This is a genomic window from Sinorhizobium sp. 22678, from assembly GCF_052044265.1.
Classification (GTDB): domain Bacteria; phylum Pseudomonadota; class Alphaproteobacteria; order Rhizobiales; family Rhizobiaceae; genus Sinorhizobium; species Sinorhizobium meliloti_A.
In genome coordinates this window covers 150508-164790 of record NZ_JBQEMS010000001.1, presented here as the reverse complement: position 1 = coordinate 164790, position 14283 = coordinate 150508, and the positions used below count along the sequence as shown (strand labels likewise).

Here is a 14283-nt window from a genome sequence, read left to right as displayed (position 1 = left end):
GCGTCAGTCGATGCCGTGCTCCTTTAATACCGCCTCCTCGTCGCCGCTGATCCAACCGAAAATCTTCGGCTCGCCGCCACGCAGCTGAACGAGGTAATGAACCTCGAAATCGATGGTGACATTCGGCTGTTCCTCGGCGTCGAAGACGGAGCGCCAATCGACCCTTACGAGAAAATGCAGCGCATCGATCGGCGTTACCGTGGTTTTGCGGATCTTCAATTCCCTGGTGCCGATAGCACGATAGCGGGCATAACCCTTTTCCATCGAAGCCGTCAGGGTCTCGTCGTTTTTTCCCGTCATGACTCCGGCCGGCGAGGCGGCGATAAAGTCCGTGGCGAAGGCGGAGGTCGTACTTCCGACCGGAAGCGCCCCCGCAAGGACCTGATTGGCCATGCTCTCGTAGCGCTCGAAGAAGCGCGTCAAAATCTCTTCCATGATTTTCATCCCAATTTGCTCCGCGCAACGGAGGCGGAGGCTTGCGGGCCGTCAATCAACCGGCGTGTGCTGGTGCTGAATAAGCTTCCAGTCTGCTCCCACGCCGTGATAGGTCGAGGTACAACACGCCGCATAAGGCCCACCTTCCGCGCGTCGCGCCTCCGCAAGATAGCCGAGCACGATGAAGTTCTCGCCGATCCGGCTCATGACTTTCTCGCTGATCGTGAGATGTTCCCACCGCGGAATTCCCTGGAGACTTCGGATTATGACCGATCGTCCGCGCAGCAGACCAACCGGCGCAGGGAATGCCATGATGCAGTCTTCGTCCAGCAATTCGCGATAGGGATCGGAGCCCTCAAGCCAGAGGCGCCGCTCGTTTCTCCATGCGTCAGTGTCGTCCATGATCGTCTCCTCGCCTTGACGTCACCTCAACGCTTGAGAGGAGCCCCCGGATCCAAAATTGCAATCAGGGCAGGTTGAGCGGTCAGGACGCACCGTACCCTCCGCTTCCGTTCTATTTGCGGATGAGGCTGCCGAGTGGTCGCCTGAGCAGGCTTTCGCGAAGCGACCCCTCGTGACGCGGTGCCGGCGTGGCGAAGCCTGCATCCGGTTGGCCGGGCGCCTCGGCGGGCCGGCCCGACATCCGTTCCGCCTCTCCGGACAGGATCTGCTCGCGGATCCGGCTGAAGCGTTCGAACTCCTGGTTTCCCGGCTCGGACGGGCGGGGAAGCATGTCGGGGCTATAGGGCTCGAATGCGGGGTATCGTCGCGAATGGGAGTCCGCGATCTCGGTCCCGGTGCCTCTCCCGCTCCGGTTATTGTCCTCGAGCGCCGGCGCCTGCTTGGTCTGTGACGCCAGATAGCTCTGTTGGAAACTCGATATGTCGGGACCGTTGACGGCACGCATTCGGCTGATGATCGAACGGAGGTCGGCGAGGGGCGGCGCGTCGTCGTCAACCTTGTCGGTGATGCCGTGGGCGCGGGGCAACCGCGCATCGTCGACGCGGGCAAAGCGCATGCGCATCGGCACTGCGACCGCCTCGCCGAATGCGATCGCCTCGCCGTTGCCGATCGAGGAAATGAAGCTGGTGGTGGAGATCGACGAATTGGCGATCGCCGAACGGATGATTTCCTGGTCGCGATCGTTGGCGAGCCGCATGGCGAAGACCGTCGAGCATTGCGACAGGATCGTCGGATCGAGCTCGCCCGGCCGCTGGGTAATGATGCCGAGCGAGACTCCGTATTTGCGACCCTCCTTGGCGATCCGTGAAATAGCCTGGCGTGTCGGCACAAAGCCGAGCGACGGATCGGCCGGCACATAGCGGTGCGCCTCTTCGCAAACGACCAGCATATGAATGGCGCCATTGCCCCAGAGGCCTATCTCGAAGGCCATGCGGCAGAGCACGGAGGCGAGGGAGTTGACGACTTCCGATGGGATCCCGGCAAGCTCGAAGGTGGCGATCGGCTTGCCGTCGCCGGGAATGCGGAAGATCTTTGCAATCGTGTCCTCGATCGTGTCCGTGATCGTGTTCTGCGAGAACATGAAATGGTAGCGCGGATCGTTGACTGCGGAGACGATCCTGACCTTGAGGGAGCGCAGGTACGGCTTGTCGTTGCGTCCCTCCAGCCGACCGATGCGCTCATCGATCAGCGCCAGAAGATCGGCAATGCGGTATGGGACGGGGGTATCCGCGGTGATCGAGCTCTTTTCCGTCTGCCGCCGCATCAGGGCGGATTCGCCGCCCTTGAATGCTTTTTTCGCGTCCGCGATGACGTCCCGCAGGATATCGAGTTCGTCCGGCACCGGCGGGCGTCCGCGAAAGATGACCTCGGCCAACTCCTCGAGCCGGAAGAACCAGAACGGGAGGTCGAGCGTATCCGTGTCGATTATCACCGCCTGGTCGGGAAACGCGGCGGCGAACTCGTTGTGCGGATCGAGGATCAGCACACGCAGCTTCGGGTCGGCGGCGATCGCCTTGTTCAGGAGCAGTGTCACGGCGGTCGACTTGCCGACGCCGGTGGTGCCGACGATGGCAAAGTGCTTGGCAAGCATGGAAGGCACATGGATGGTGGCGTCGAGACTTTCGTCCTGCGTCAGCTTGCCGATGACGCAACTGTCCGATTGACCGGAGTCGTAGATGCGGGCGAGATCGCTCACGCGGATGCGGTGGGCAATCGCTCCGAGATAGGGATAGCGGCTGATGCCGGCGGAAAACTCTTCCCGCCCATCCGCACCGACATGAACCTCGCCCATCAATTCCACTTCGATGCGGAAAGTATTGTTGACCTCTTCGCCCCAGCCCTCGGAAACGGTCTGCATCGAATAGACGAGTGCGACGACACGGTTGGTGCCGACGGAAATCGAAACCAACTTGCCGACCGACCAGAGCTCGGTGAGCGAAGTCTCGCCATTTTCGGCGACCGCCGCGATCGTGGCGCGCGAGCCGTTGCAGGCGACGACCCGCCCGAGAAATCGATTGCCGGGCTTGAACGTATCGCGGCGATCCGTCTCGGCGGCGCGAGGCGCCGATTGATTTCCACTTTCGAGCAACGCAGCACCTCGGGCGAAAACGCCAATCAGCAGCAGGATGCGCGCCGAATCCGGCGCCTTTTCCTTGCTGCGTCCCAGGATAGCGGCTGCGGTTTAATAACTGGTTGCTCGCAGGCCGTGCCGATCGGGACACGCCAAAGCCGTTGACGGATGGGGAATTTCCGTTTAACAAATCGCCCCATGAAAAATTTCGCGGTTATTCTTGTGGTGGGACGGCGCATGGGCAGGATGGTGTAACCATCCGGCGGTAGCCACCCATGCGCTGAACGAGGCTCCTGACGGGGCCTTTTTTTATGCCTTCAAACACGTTATTCACCCAAACCTGAACGAGGGACGGAAGCAGGCCAATGAGCGGAACTGAGAACCAGATGACGGGCGCGGAGATCGTTCTCCAGGCTTTGAAAGACAATGGCGTCGAACACATCTTCGGCTATCCCGGCGGTGCCGTGCTCCCGATCTACGACGAGATTTTCCAGCAGGAGGATATCCAGCACATTCTCGTCCGCCACGAGCAGGGCGCCGGCCATATGGCCGAAGGATATGCCCGCTCCACCGGCAAGGTCGGCGTCATGCTCGTGACTTCGGGCCCGGGAGCAACCAATGCGGTCACGCCGCTGCAGGACGCGCTGATGGACTCGATCCCGCTCGTCTGCATTTCGGGGCAGGTACCGACGTCGCTGATCGGCTCGGACGCCTTCCAGGAATGCGACACGATCGGCATCACCCGGCCCTGCACCAAGCACAACTGGCTGGTCAGGGACGTCAACGAGCTCGCCCGCGTCATCCATGAGGCTTTCCGCGTTGCTCAGTCGGGCCGTCCGGGTCCGGTCGTCGTCGACATTCCGAAGGACGTCCAGTTCGCAACCGGTACCTATACGCCGCCTTCGGCCGTTCCGACACAGAAGAGCTACCAGCCGAAGACCCAAGGGGACCTGAAGAGGATCGAGGAGGCGGTCGCGCTCATGAAAACGGCGCGCCAGCCGGTCATCTATTCGGGCGGCGGCGTCATCAATTCCGGGCCGCAAGCCGCACATTTCCTGAGGGAGCTGGTCGAGCTCACCGGCTTCCCGATCACGTCGACGCTGATGGGCCTCGGCGCCTATCCGGCCTCCGGCAAGAACTGGCTCGGCATGCTCGGCATGCATGGGACCTACGAAGCCAACCTGGCGATGCATGATTGCGACCTCATGATCTGCATCGGCGCGCGCTTCGACGACCGGATCACCGGCCGGCTCAATGCCTTCTCACCCAACTCGAAGAAGATCCACATCGATATCGACCCGTCCTCCATCAACAAGAACGTCCGCGTCGACGTTCCGATCATCGGCGACGTCGCCGCTGTGCTCGAGGACATGATCCGCCTGTGGCGTGCTGCGGCCAAGACGGTCGACCAGGCGCGGCTTGGCGACTGGTGGAAAGAGATCTCCAGGTGGCGGGCGCGCAACTCGCTGGCCTATACGCCGAGTGCCGACGTCATCATGCCGCAATATGCGATCCAGCGGCTGTACGAGCTCACCAAGGACCGCGACACCTACATCACCACCGAAGTCGGCCAGCACCAGATGTGGGCCGCGCAGTTCTTCGGCTTCGAAGAGCCGAACCGCTGGATGACCTCGGGCGGCCTCGGCACCATGGGCTACGGATTCCCGGCCGCGGTCGGCGTCCAGGTCGCGCATCCGGAGAGCCTCGTCATCGACATCGCCGGCGACGCCTCGATCCAGATGTGTATCCAGGAGATGTCGTGCGCGGTTCAGTACGGCCTGCCGGTCAAGATCTTCATCCTGAACAATCAATATATGGGCATGGTCCGGCAGTGGCAGCAGCTCCTGCACGGCAACCGGCTGTCGCATTCCTACACCGAGGCGATGCCGGACTTCGTCAAGCTCGCCGAGGCCTATGGCGGCGTCGGCATCCGTTGCGAAAAGCCGGGAGAGCTCGACGATGCGATCCGGCAGATGATCGACACACCGGCCCCGGTCATTTTCGACTGCCGCGTCGCCAATCTCGCCAACTGCTTCCCGATGATCCCTTCGGGCAAGGCGCATAACGAGATGCTGCTCCCCGACGAGGCAACGGACGAGGTGGTCGCCAACGCCATCGATGCCAAGGGCCGCCAGCTCGTTTGAAGACAAGGTAGGAACAGGAAAATGAATGCACATCTTCAGGCGACGGGCTCCGCCTACTTCATCGCCAAGGAAACGGAGCTTGCGGAAACGCACACGCTTTCCGTTCTGGTCGATAACGAGCCGGGCGTGCTGGCCCGCGTCATCGGCCTTTTCTCCGGCCGCGGCTACAATATCGAGAGCCTGACGGTCTCCGAGACGGAGCACGAGGCTCATCTCTCGCGCATCACCATCGTGACCCGCGGCACGCCGCACGTGCTCGAGCAGATCAAGAACCAGCTCGAACGTCTGGTGCCGGTGCACCGGGTCGTAGATCTCACGGTCCGCGCCGCCGGTCTGGGCCATGAGCGGCCGATCGAGCGTGAACTGGCGCTCGTCAAGGTACACGGCTCGGGGGAACATCGGGTGGAGGCGCTCAGGCTCGCCGACGCCTTCCGTGCCTCGGTCATCGACGCCAACATCGATCACTTCGTCTTCGAAATCACCGGCAAGCCTTCCAAGATCGAGCAGTTCATCGCCATCATGAAGCCGCTCGGGCTGATCGAAGTCTGCCGCACCGGCATCGCCGCGATGAACCGCGGGCCCCAGGGAATGTAAAGAAGCGGGAAAGATCGCGCCCTTCGGGGGCGCGCGCCTCCCCACAGGTGGGAGGGGCTGCACCTGCCGCACCCTTACAAGCCCACTTCGCCCGTCTGGGTACCTATGGCATCAAATCACCTCCAGCCGCGTCTTCCTTCGCGGCGGCGGGAAGTGGCGGTCGAGTTCGTCGAGATTTTCCGTCGTAAGGCGGATATCCATCGCGTCGCGGTTTTCGCGGGCGCGTTCGGGGGAACCGGTCTTCGGGATCGAAATCACCCCGGAACGCGTCTTCAAAAAGGCGAGTGCCACCTGGGCGGGCGTCGCCTGATGCGCCTTGGCGATGTGAATCAGATCGGCGTCATGCAGAAGGCGGCCTTCGTCGAGCGGTGAGTAGGCCATGACCGCCACGCCCCGATCGCGGCACCGGGGCAGCAGGTCGAATTCGATGCCGCGGCGGGCGAGATTGTAGAGCACCTGATTGGCCGCGACGTTGCCGCCGTCAGGAACGGCCGACACCTCCTCCATGTCGTCGACGTCGAAATTGGATACGCCCCAGGCACGGATCTTGCCGGCCTTCTTCAGCTCTTCGAAGGCGGCGACAGTTTCGGCGAGCGGATAGCCCCCGCGCCAATGCAGAAGGTAAAGATCGACGCAGTCGATGCCGAGATTGCGCAGGCTGCGTTCGCAGGCGGCAACCGTACCCGCGCGGCTGGCGTTGGAGGGCAGCACCTTGCTGACGACGAATGCCTCGTCGCGCCGACCCCGGATCGCTTCTCCCACGATACGTTCGGCAGCGCCGTCGCCGTACATCTCTGCAGTGTCGATCAGCGTCATGCCGAGATCGAGCCCGGTCTGCAGGCTGCGGATCTCGTCGGCGGACTTCGCGCGGTTTTCCCCCATGCGCCATGTCCCCTGGCCGAGCGCGGGAACCTTGCGGCCGTCCGGAAAAACGATGGTCGGGATCGGATCGTGCATAGGGATTGTCCTGAGAGTTGCTCCAGTTCCGAGATTTAAGGCCGCGTGGGGGAAAGTCCACAAGCAAGTCGCAGCATTGCGGCCGTGACACGCCGCCGCGTGCGGTCGCGCCGATAGTCTTCTCTCGAAAGAAAATAAAATTGTGCCTTGTAAGAAACACAATGATGACCTACATAGCTCGGTATCGATATTGATCGACGATATTTGTTTCTGCGCCAAGGCGCATCGTCACGAAAATCCTGACAACATCGGTTTTGATACACCGTTTTTATGCGGTGGCGGTTTTCCATGGCTATTGAAAGGACATCGACGTGGCTTCTGGAACGGTAAAGTGGTTCAACAGCACCAAGGGCTTCGGTTTCATCCAGCCAGATGACGGCGCCGCTGACGTGTTCGTCCATATTTCGGCGGTTGAACGCGCCGGCCTGTCCACGCTGAAAGACGGGCAGAAGGTAAGCTTCGAGCTGACGCAGGATCGGCGCTCGGGCAAGACCTCGGCGGACAACCTTCGCGCTCTCTGAACGGATCGCGCGTTTGTGCCCTAACACGGCACTTCATGACATTGTTATCTCCCCGCCCGTGACCACGGATGTACTGGCGCGGCGGGTTGAGATGATGAGGAAGGTCGGGCCTGTCCCGGCCTTTTTTATTGGCTGAAATTTGATGGAGGATCTCGCATGAAGGACGTCGGCAATCGTATTTTCAAGGCCGAGAAGAAGAACCCTGCGGATCGCGCGGATCAGGCCACAATTGCATCACGCGCCATTATCGAGCAGGAAGCTGCGGCGCGTGTGAAGAAGACCGCCCGGCTCAAACAGATGCGGCTGGAGAAAGAGGCCGAGGAGGCGGCAAATCCAGTTGCCGCCCCCGCAAAGAAGGGCAAGGCGCAGAAGCGAAAGTAGCCGGACTTTACGGCATATTTCCTGAATTCGGCGCTTGCCCTCCAACAGGGCGGCGGCAAGGGATGGCAAATACTACTCGCGCATCCCGCGCGGCCGAGACTCCTACCTTTGTGCGGCAACGAGCATCATCATCGGCCGGTCGACCTCTTCCGCGAGCTCCGGCTTGCGGGCGATCTCATCGGCGGTCGGGCTCCACTCCTGAACGCGGCGGATCGAAAAACCGGCTGAAATCAGGGTGTTCAATGTGGTGCCGAGCGTGCGGTGATACTTGACGACGCCCTTGGCAAGCCAGTCGGTGACACGCTTTCCTTCGGCCGAGTAGCGATCGAGCGGCCAGATGCGGCGGCCCTCGGCGTCCGTGGACCAGCCAGGGTTCGTCGGAGCCATGTAGACCGGATGTTCGATGGTGAAGACGAAATGCGATCCGGGCAGGAGACTCCTATGGATCGTTCGCACCAGCCGGTCGAAGTCTTCGATATAATGGAAGGCGAGCGAGCTATAGGCGAAGTCGAAGCTCGCCTCGGGCAAAACCAGATGCTCGAGGTCGGCGATTTTATACTCGACCGAAGGATCCTCCGTTTCTTGCCGCGCGCGTGCGATCATTTTTTCGGAGAGGTCGAGGCCAAGGACATGGGCCGCGCCGTTCTCCCGCGCCCAGCGGGCGAACCAGCCGAAGCCGCAACCGAGATCCACGACGCGCAAGTCCCTGAGGTCGGGCAGCATTGCGCGGATTGCCGGCCATTCGGCAGCGCCGGCGAGTCCATGCAGGGATCGCCCGAGTTGGCTGTAGCCGGTGAAGAATTCGGGTTTGTCGTAAACGTTCTGTGCCATTTTCCATCTCCATGATGACGATGGACGGGCGCCTGAATTAGAAGAAAGCCCCGTCCGCTTTGAGCGAGGCTGAGGGGTTGCGCGTGCCTGCGCGTATAATAGACGCGCGGCGCTGTTGTCAGCGTGTGCGAAGCCCCTGCATCCCGCCTGTTGGGATGCCGGCGAACCGGGCGACAATGTGGGTGTCATGTTCACACATAGCGTGGCTATCCCATGGAAAAGGTTAGGGGTCAAGGCGGTGCAGCACCCCCGGCTTTCGGTTTGTCACCGTGACAAGATTTGGGTGGCGGTTGCATTTGGGTCAGCTAGCTTGACCCACCAGGGTCGCCGCCCGGGAGATTACGCGACGCGAATCCCAGGTTTGTAGCGGCGTTCTCGGCAGACCCGCGGCTTTGGAGGAACTCATGCAACTGGATACGCTTCTGGCGCTGTTCCTGTTTGCCTTAACGACATCGATCACGCCCGGACCGAACAACATGATGCTGTTCGCCTCGGGCGTGAACTTCGGTTTCGTGCGCACGATTCCGCATATGCTGGGAATCGGCATCGGCTTCTTCGTTCTTCTCATTGCCGTGGGGCTCGGTCTCGGCGCACTGCTTCATTCCGTGCCGCTCCTCTATACGGCCCTGAAGTTCGCCGGAGGCGCCTATCTGGTCTGGATCGCCTGGAAGATCGGCACGTCTCGCTCGCTCGGCGAAGGAAAGGCGAATGCAGTGCCGATGACCTTCCTGCAGGCGGCTGCTTTCCAATGGGTCAATCCGAAGGCCTGGGTAATGGCGGTTTCGGCCATGGCCACCTATACGAGCAGCGACAGCTATCTGATGAGCGTGCTCGTCGTCGGCGTCGTCTTCGCACTCGTCAATGTGCCGAGCGTTTCGACCTGGGCGGGTTTCGGCTCGGCCCTCAGGCAATGGCTCTCGGAACCTGCGAGGCTCAAATGGTTCAACATCACCATGGCCGTCTTGCTCGTCGTCAGTCTTTGGCCGATGCTCAGATAGTCCGCCGACACGCGACGTTTTTAGGGTCACGCATCAAGATCAGTAGCCTTCGGTAGAGGAGCCAGGAATGTCCGAGCATCATCATGGGCATGGCGACGATCACGGCCATCACCACGACAACCATCTGACCGACATGGAAGCCCGGGTAAAGGCACTGGAGACGGTGCTGACGGAAAAGGGTTTGATCGATCCTGCGGCGATCGACGCGATCGTCGAGGCGTACGAGACGAAGGTGGGACCGCGAAACGGCGCACGCGTCGTCGCCAAGGCCTGGAGCGACGTCGATTTTGCCGATTGGCTGAAACGCGACGCGACCGCGGCGATCGCCAGCCTCGGTTTCACCGGGCGCCAGGGCGAGCACATGCGTGCGGTGTTCAACACGCCCGAAACGCACAACCTCATCGTCTGTACGCTGTGCTCCTGCTATCCCTGGGCAGTGCTGGGGCTGCCGCCCGTCTGGTACAAGGCGCCGCCCTATCGTTCGCGCGCGGTTATCGATCCTCGCGGCGTGCTTGCCGAGTTCGGGCTCGAGCTGTCGGCTGAAAAGAAGGTTCGCGTCTGGGATTCGACGGCCGAACTGCGCTACCTCGTGGTGCCGGAGCGGCCGGAAGGTACCGATGGCTTCGGCGAGGACGCCCTGGCAGAGCTCGTGACGCGCGATTCCATGATCGGCACCGGGCTCGCCCTTTCGCCGGAGGGGGTACGATGAACGGGCCGCACGATCTCGGAGGTCAGCATGGCATGGGTCCGATCGCTCCGGAACGCAACGAGCCCACATTCCATGCCGAGTGGGAAAAACGGGCGCTCGGCATCACGCTTTCCTGTGGCGCTTTCGGTGCCTGGACGCTGGACGAAAGCCGGCACGCGCGCGAAAGCCTACCCCCGGCGACCTATCTTTCCGCGAGCTATTATGAAATCTGGACGCGGGCGCTGGAAACGCTTCTGAAGCGCCACGGCTTCGTGACGGAAGCCGAGCTCGACGCCGGCCACATGCTCGACAAGGGGCGGGAGCCGAAGCGGGTGCTCACAGCGGATATGGTGGCAGGCGTGCTCGCCAAGGGCGGGCCATGCGACCGCCCGGTCGAAACCCCGCCGCGTTTTGCCGCCCGCGAGAGAGTGCGTACGAAGAACTTCAATCCGGAGAGCCACACGCGCCTGCCGCGCTACGCCCGCGCCAGGACAGGCATGGTGGAGGCCGTGCAGGGCGGCTTCGTCTTCCCGGACGACAACGCCCACGGCAAGGGCGAGAACCCGCAATGGCTCTATACGGTGGTCTTCGACGCCGGCGAGATCTGGGGTGAGGGCGCGGACCCGACGCTTACCGTCTCTATCGATGCCTGGGAGAGCTATCTTGAACACGCATAGATCGACGCCTGCTCCTGCCCGTTCCCCGCTTCTGGCTTCGGCGGAACTGCCAAAATCGCGCGAGGGCGATCCCGTCTTTGCCGAACCCTGGCAGGCGGTCGCCTTTGCCATGACCGTGCGGCTTCACGAGCAGGGTGTATTTTCGTGGAGCGAATGGGCGGAAGCGCTTTCGGCCGAGCTCTACAAGCCCGGCCGCAGGGCGGACGGCAGCGACTACTACGTTTGCTGGGTTGCGGCGCTGAGCCGTCTGGTAACGGAACTCTCCCTCGCTTCCGGCCCCGAACTGGAAGCGCTGGTCGGCAGTTGGCAGCGCGCAGCGGAAGCGACGCCGCACGGAACGCCGATCGCGCTCGCGAATGATCCTCTGCGTTGAGGCATGGTCCGACGGCCGTTCAAGAGCTCTCCGAAGCCTCGAACTGGCGATAACATTCGTCGGCAACCTTCTGCAGCAGGGCGCGCGGCACTTCGCCCGTCACGGCGTAGCCGATTTCGCCGTCTATCCAGTAGAATGTCTCGACTTCACCCCGGCTGGATATACGGAAACTCGTTTCGCGATTTTCCGGGTTGCGGCCGAGAAGGACCGTTAGCCGTTCCCCCGTCACGTCTTCATACATCAGCATTGCGCCTGCCGTATCGTTGACCGGCACGAGGCGCCCGCCGACGAGCGAGAATCCCAGCGAGGACAGGTCGGGAATTTTCAGCCCATAATCGAGGCGTTTGCCGAGCCATGTGGCGAGATGCTCCCGCTCGCCGGCACCGACCTCCACTGGGTGGCGGACTTCGCTGGCATAGATCAGAAATGCCGATTGTGCCTGCCGGGGGAGCGCCTCGGAGGCATCGGCGGACTCGGGCGGCGGAGCCACGAGGTCGGGTCCATAGGCTCCGGCGAGCGCGCCGGCGGCAAAGATCAGAAGCCCGGCGGCGAGACGTCGCAGCGTCGGCACCGCCGATGCCCATCCGGTACTCCGTGATTTTCGGCGGGCGGATATAAGCGAGCGATCTTCCTCGTCGCTGCGGGCATAAGAGGCGAAATGCTGCTTCAGCGCCGTCGCCTGCGCCTGCCACTGGCGGACCTCTTCGGCTTTTGCCGGCTGCTTTTCCAGCCAGGATTCAATGCGCTCGCGCTCCGGTTGCGCCAGGTGGCCATCCACATAGGCGTGGAGGTCGTCATCGGAGACGGTTTCGAAGTCGGCGCTCATTTGGGTCTCCGCAGGGCGATCACGTTATCGTCCTTCATCGCTTCGGCAAGCTGGCGGCGGGCTCGCGAAAGGCGGGACATCACGGTCCCGACCGGAATTTCCATCATGTCTGCCACATCCTGGTAGCGGTATCCCTCGATGACGACGAGCATCAGAACGGCGCGATTGTCCGCGGAGAGCCGCTCGAGTGCGCGCAGCAGACGCTGCCGCTCCAGAGGATCCGCATTGTTTTCCTCCGCGCGAAGGCCGAGCGTCTCGTCAAGCTCCACTTCCGGGTGCTGAGCGCGGCGGCGTCGGCCGTTGCGATAAAGATTGGTCATGATCGTGAAGACCCAGGCGCGAAGGTTCACGCCTCGCCATTGCGCGCGTCTCGTAAGCACTTTTTCGACGCAGTCCTGCAGCAGATCTTCGCCATCCGTATCGGAACGCGCGAGGCTGCGCGAGTAACGCCTGAGCGCCGGAATCAGCGCCAGGACGTCCTCCTCGAACGGGTCGGCGGAGGAGATTTCCTCCCCCGCGCGTTTATTCAAGCCATCACGGCCGTGCGGCATCCCATACGCCCTTCACGCCGTCGCCGGTGACGTCACCCATTTTCTTGTCCTTCACCCAGAAATAAAGGGGCATGCCGTCCTTCGCCCATTGTTTGCTGCCGTCCTTTCGCTCCACGACCGAAAAGGCACCCTCGGCCGTTGCGTCGCCTTCCACCATGAAGGGCGGCCAATTCGTGGCGCAGGCATCATAGCAGGCAGAGACGCCCTTTTTGTCGTTTTTGAAAGTGTAGAGCGTCATGCCGTTTTCGGCGGCGAGCACCGGCCCTTTCTCCGACTCGACCGTTTTCACGGGCGGAGCGGCAAAGGCGGCGGCGGCCGTGGCAAGTGAGATGGCGATGGTCAACGCAAGCGTTCTCATGGGCGTTCCCTCCTCAAGATGTCTTCGACGTAGAACCGCGCTCGGGCGGGTTCGAGGATAAGACACGGAACGCTACGGATTTATTCCCTGCGCAAGTAACGATTGCGGCGCTGGGTTTATGCACGGTCGGCGACGAAGCGGGCGAGGGCGGGGCCGATCAGCGTGATGATGAGCAGACGGGTCGTCTGCAAGGCCATGACGAATGGCAGGTCGACGTCACTCGAGGCAGCGATGACGGCGATCGAATCGAGCCCGCCGGGACTGGTCGCGAGATAGGCGGTCAGCGGATCGGTCCCGGCGACCTTGACGAGCAACAGAGCGAGAAAGCCGGAAAAGGCAATCAGCACGAGGATGGAGACGATCGTCGGCATCAGAGCGCGCCGCGCATGCACCAGAATTGCCCGCGTGAAGCCGAGGCCGATATTCCATCCGAGCATCGCGAAAGAGAGCGCCAGCAGCCATTGCGACAGTTCGATCGTAAGCGTTCCGGTAATGTTGAGGGCCGAGCCGATTGCAAAGGGCACGAGGAAGGCGCCGGCCGGGACACGCAGTATCCTGCCAAGGAAGCCGCCCGCGATTCCGACGGCGAGCGTCATGATGAAAGGCAGACCGGCAAGCGGGGCGAACCAGTGAGGTGCCGTTTCGGCTTCGACGCCGCTCACCCAGAGATGAGACACGATGGTCGCCGTGCTGGCGACGAAGACGACGCGCAGATATTGCATGAAGGCGACGAGCCGGGCGTCCGCGCCATAGGCATCGGCCATCAGCAGCATGGTCGAGGCAGCGCCCGCCGACGAGCCCCAGATCGCGGTCGTGCCCGGCAGGATGCCCATCCGGGTGATCGTCCAGCCGCAGAGCGTGCTGACGCCGATCACCGAAAGAATGATGGCGAGAAAGAGGAGCCAATTGCCGGAAAAGGTCACGAGAAGATCGGGACTCATCGAAGCGGCGATCATCATCGCCAGCACGACCTGAACGCAAAAGAAGAGTTGTCGCGGCAGCCGGATCGTTCCGCCATTCATGCCGACGAGCGCACCGGCGATCATCGGCCCCATCAGCAGCCCCGCAGGAATTCCGATCATTTCGAGGAGGCCGGCGAAGACGGCGGAGAGCAGGGCCAGCAGGCACCACTGCCAAACGGCGGACAGACGTCCCAGTCCGCCGTTCCTGGGCAGCGTCGGGGTTGAGGGCTGTTCCGGCTTCAAGGTCATTCTCCGGCGGGCGGCGCGTCTTCCTGCACACTGTATGCAGCGCACCGTTGGTAGCAGGATCGGCCGCCCCGATTCAAGGTGCGGTGCAAAAAAGTGCCACAGCCGTTTTGCCGGAAGTCGGCCACAAAGTCGTGGATTGCTGACGTGATGGCCTCGCGCAGCAGCACCGCACGAGCTTCGTTGGCTGGCCGGCCAAATCCGCACT

Annotated in this window: 17 protein-coding genes; 8 read left to right on the top strand and 9 right to left on the bottom strand. The window is 62.3% G+C overall.

The annotated features are described in order from the left end of the window. Positions 1–3 precede the first annotated feature (3 nt). From ACTJKL_RS00975 to ACTJKL_RS00965, 3 genes are all read right to left on the bottom strand, one after another. Positions 4–444, bottom strand: coding sequence for a DUF6841 family protein (locus tag ACTJKL_RS00975; RefSeq protein ID WP_100671652.1), 441 nt, complete (start codon positions 442–444; stop codon positions 4–6). A gap of 42 nt (positions 445–486) precedes the next feature. After that, the gene (locus ACTJKL_RS00970; RefSeq protein WP_100671651.1) at positions 487–837 is read right to left on the bottom strand and encodes a hypothetical protein; all 351 of its coding nucleotides are present in this window, start codon (positions 835–837) and stop codon (positions 487–489) included. Between the two features lie 112 nt (positions 838–949). Then, positions 950–2986 carry an ATP-binding protein gene (locus ACTJKL_RS00965; protein ID WP_440851954.1) on the bottom strand — a complete coding sequence of 679 codons (2037 nt, stop codon included), beginning with the start codon at positions 2984–2986 and terminating at the stop codon, positions 950–952. 347 nt (positions 2987–3333) lie between these two features. On the opposite strand from ACTJKL_RS00965, the gene ACTJKL_RS00960 reads away from it, so the two are divergent. Both ACTJKL_RS00960 and ilvN read left to right on the top strand, forming a co-directional pair. Beyond that, entirely contained in the window at positions 3334–5112 is a 1779-nt protein-coding gene (locus ACTJKL_RS00960; RefSeq protein WP_018095394.1) for an acetolactate synthase 3 large subunit, read from the top strand. Positions 5113–5133: 21 nt separating this feature from the next. Further along, positions 5134–5706, top strand: coding sequence for an acetolactate synthase small subunit (gene ilvN, locus ACTJKL_RS00955; protein WP_018095393.1), 573 nt, complete (start codon positions 5134–5136; stop codon positions 5704–5706). A 111-nt stretch (positions 5707–5817) separates the two neighbouring features. Here the strand turns inward: ilvN and ACTJKL_RS00950 are convergent, their stop codons facing one another. Further along, a complete protein-coding gene (locus ACTJKL_RS00950) occupies positions 5818–6663 on the bottom strand; it encodes an aldo/keto reductase (RefSeq protein WP_440851953.1) in 846 nt (281 codons plus the stop codon). 311 nt (positions 6664–6974) lie between these two features. Between ACTJKL_RS00950 and ACTJKL_RS00945 the strand changes: the two genes are divergently transcribed. Together ACTJKL_RS00945 and ACTJKL_RS00940 are read left to right on the top strand one after the other, a co-directional pair. Then, a complete protein-coding gene (locus ACTJKL_RS00945; RefSeq protein ID WP_003533862.1) occupies positions 6975–7184 on the top strand; it encodes a cold-shock protein in 210 nt (69 codons plus the stop codon). Between the two features lie 156 nt (positions 7185–7340). Further along, the gene (locus ACTJKL_RS00940) at positions 7341–7565 is read left to right on the top strand and encodes a hypothetical protein (RefSeq protein ID WP_003533858.1); all 225 of its coding nucleotides are present in this window, start codon (positions 7341–7343) and stop codon (positions 7563–7565) included. 102 nt (positions 7566–7667) lie between these two features. On the opposite strand, the gene ACTJKL_RS00935 is transcribed toward ACTJKL_RS00940, so the two are convergent. Then, positions 7668–8396: a class I SAM-dependent methyltransferase gene (locus tag ACTJKL_RS00935; RefSeq protein ID WP_440851952.1), complete on the bottom strand. Its 729-nt coding sequence runs from the start codon at positions 8394–8396 to the stop codon at positions 7668–7670. A gap of 404 nt (positions 8397–8800) precedes the next feature. Here ACTJKL_RS00935 and ACTJKL_RS00930 point away from each other — a divergent pair, with 404 nt between their 5' ends. The 4 genes from ACTJKL_RS00930 to ACTJKL_RS00915 all read left to right on the top strand — a co-directional run bounded on the left by ACTJKL_RS00930 (position 8801) and on the right by ACTJKL_RS00915 (position 11132). Next, the gene (locus ACTJKL_RS00930; RefSeq protein WP_018095390.1) at positions 8801–9394 is read left to right on the top strand and encodes a LysE family translocator; all 594 of its coding nucleotides are present in this window, start codon (positions 8801–8803) and stop codon (positions 9392–9394) included. A 67-nt stretch (positions 9395–9461) separates the two neighbouring features. After that, complete coding sequence (gene nthA, locus ACTJKL_RS00925) at positions 9462–10103, top strand: nitrile hydratase subunit alpha (RefSeq protein ID WP_127712018.1); 642 nt, start codon at positions 9462–9464, stop codon at positions 10101–10103. Beyond that, positions 10100–10759: a nitrile hydratase subunit beta gene (gene nthB / locus ACTJKL_RS00920; RefSeq protein ID WP_440851951.1), complete on the top strand. Its 660-nt coding sequence runs from the start codon at positions 10100–10102 to the stop codon at positions 10757–10759. The genes nthA and nthB overlap by 4 nt, the downstream gene beginning before the upstream one ends. Beyond that, positions 10746–11132: a nitrile hydratase accessory protein gene (locus tag ACTJKL_RS00915; protein ID WP_440851950.1), complete on the top strand. Its 387-nt coding sequence runs from the start codon at positions 10746–10748 to the stop codon at positions 11130–11132. Before nthB ends, ACTJKL_RS00915 begins: the two co-directional genes overlap by 14 nt. Before the next feature lie 19 nt (positions 11133–11151). Here ACTJKL_RS00915 and ACTJKL_RS00910 read toward each other — a convergent pair whose 3' ends face one another. The 4 genes from ACTJKL_RS00910 to ACTJKL_RS00895 all read right to left on the bottom strand — a co-directional run bounded on the left by ACTJKL_RS00910 (position 11152) and on the right by ACTJKL_RS00895 (position 14072). Continuing rightward, positions 11152–11958: an anti-sigma factor family protein gene (locus tag ACTJKL_RS00910; RefSeq protein ID WP_440851949.1), complete on the bottom strand. Its 807-nt coding sequence runs from the start codon at positions 11956–11958 to the stop codon at positions 11152–11154. Next, on the bottom strand, positions 11955–12509 hold the full coding sequence (locus tag ACTJKL_RS00905; protein ID WP_018095385.1) for an RNA polymerase sigma factor: 555 nt from the start codon (positions 12507–12509) through the stop codon (positions 11955–11957). Before ACTJKL_RS00905 ends, ACTJKL_RS00910 begins: the two co-directional genes overlap by 4 nt. After that, positions 12493–12867: a COG4315 family predicted lipoprotein gene (locus ACTJKL_RS00900; protein ID WP_100671642.1), complete on the bottom strand. Its 375-nt coding sequence runs from the start codon at positions 12865–12867 to the stop codon at positions 12493–12495. The genes ACTJKL_RS00905 and ACTJKL_RS00900 overlap by 17 nt, the downstream gene beginning before the upstream one ends. Positions 12868–12983: 116 nt before the next feature. After that, entirely contained in the window at positions 12984–14072 is a 1089-nt protein-coding gene (locus ACTJKL_RS00895; RefSeq protein WP_440851948.1) for an AbrB family protein, read from the bottom strand. Positions 14073–14283 lie beyond the last annotated feature (211 nt).

Bases quoted from the DNA above. Each gene is read 5' to 3' on its own strand.
- ACTJKL_RS00975 (WP_100671652.1), bottom strand. From the start codon at position 444: ATGAAAATCATGGAAGAGATTTTGACGCGCTTCTTCGAGCGCTACGAG.
- ACTJKL_RS00970 (WP_100671651.1), bottom strand. From the start codon at position 837: ATGGACGACACTGACGCATGGAGAAACGAGCGGCGCCTCTGGCTTGAG.
- ACTJKL_RS00960 (WP_018095394.1), top strand. From the start codon at position 3,334: ATGAGCGGAACTGAGAACCAGATGACGGGCGCGGAGATCGTTCTCCAG.
- ilvN (WP_018095393.1), top strand. From the start codon at position 5,134: ATGAATGCACATCTTCAGGCGACGGGCTCCGCCTACTTCATCGCCAAG.
- ACTJKL_RS00950 (WP_440851953.1), bottom strand. From the start codon at position 6,663: ATGCACGATCCGATCCCGACCATCGTTTTTCCGGACGGCCGCAAGGTT.
- ACTJKL_RS00940 (WP_003533858.1), top strand. From the start codon at position 7,341: ATGAAGGACGTCGGCAATCGTATTTTCAAGGCCGAGAAGAAGAACCCT.
- ACTJKL_RS00935 (WP_440851952.1), bottom strand. From the start codon at position 8,396: ATGGCACAGAACGTTTACGACAAACCCGAATTCTTCACCGGCTACAGC.
- ACTJKL_RS00930 (WP_018095390.1), top strand. From the start codon at position 8,801: ATGCAACTGGATACGCTTCTGGCGCTGTTCCTGTTTGCCTTAACGACA.
- nthA (WP_127712018.1), top strand. From the start codon at position 9,462: ATGTCCGAGCATCATCATGGGCATGGCGACGATCACGGCCATCACCAC.
- nthB (WP_440851951.1), top strand. From the start codon at position 10,100: ATGAACGGGCCGCACGATCTCGGAGGTCAGCATGGCATGGGTCCGATC.
- ACTJKL_RS00910 (WP_440851949.1), bottom strand. From the start codon at position 11,958: ATGAGCGCCGACTTCGAAACCGTCTCCGATGACGACCTCCACGCCTAT.
- ACTJKL_RS00905 (WP_018095385.1), bottom strand. From the start codon at position 12,509: ATGCCGCACGGCCGTGATGGCTTGAATAAACGCGCGGGGGAGGAAATC.
- ACTJKL_RS00900 (WP_100671642.1), bottom strand. From the start codon at position 12,867: ATGAGAACGCTTGCGTTGACCATCGCCATCTCACTTGCCACGGCCGCC.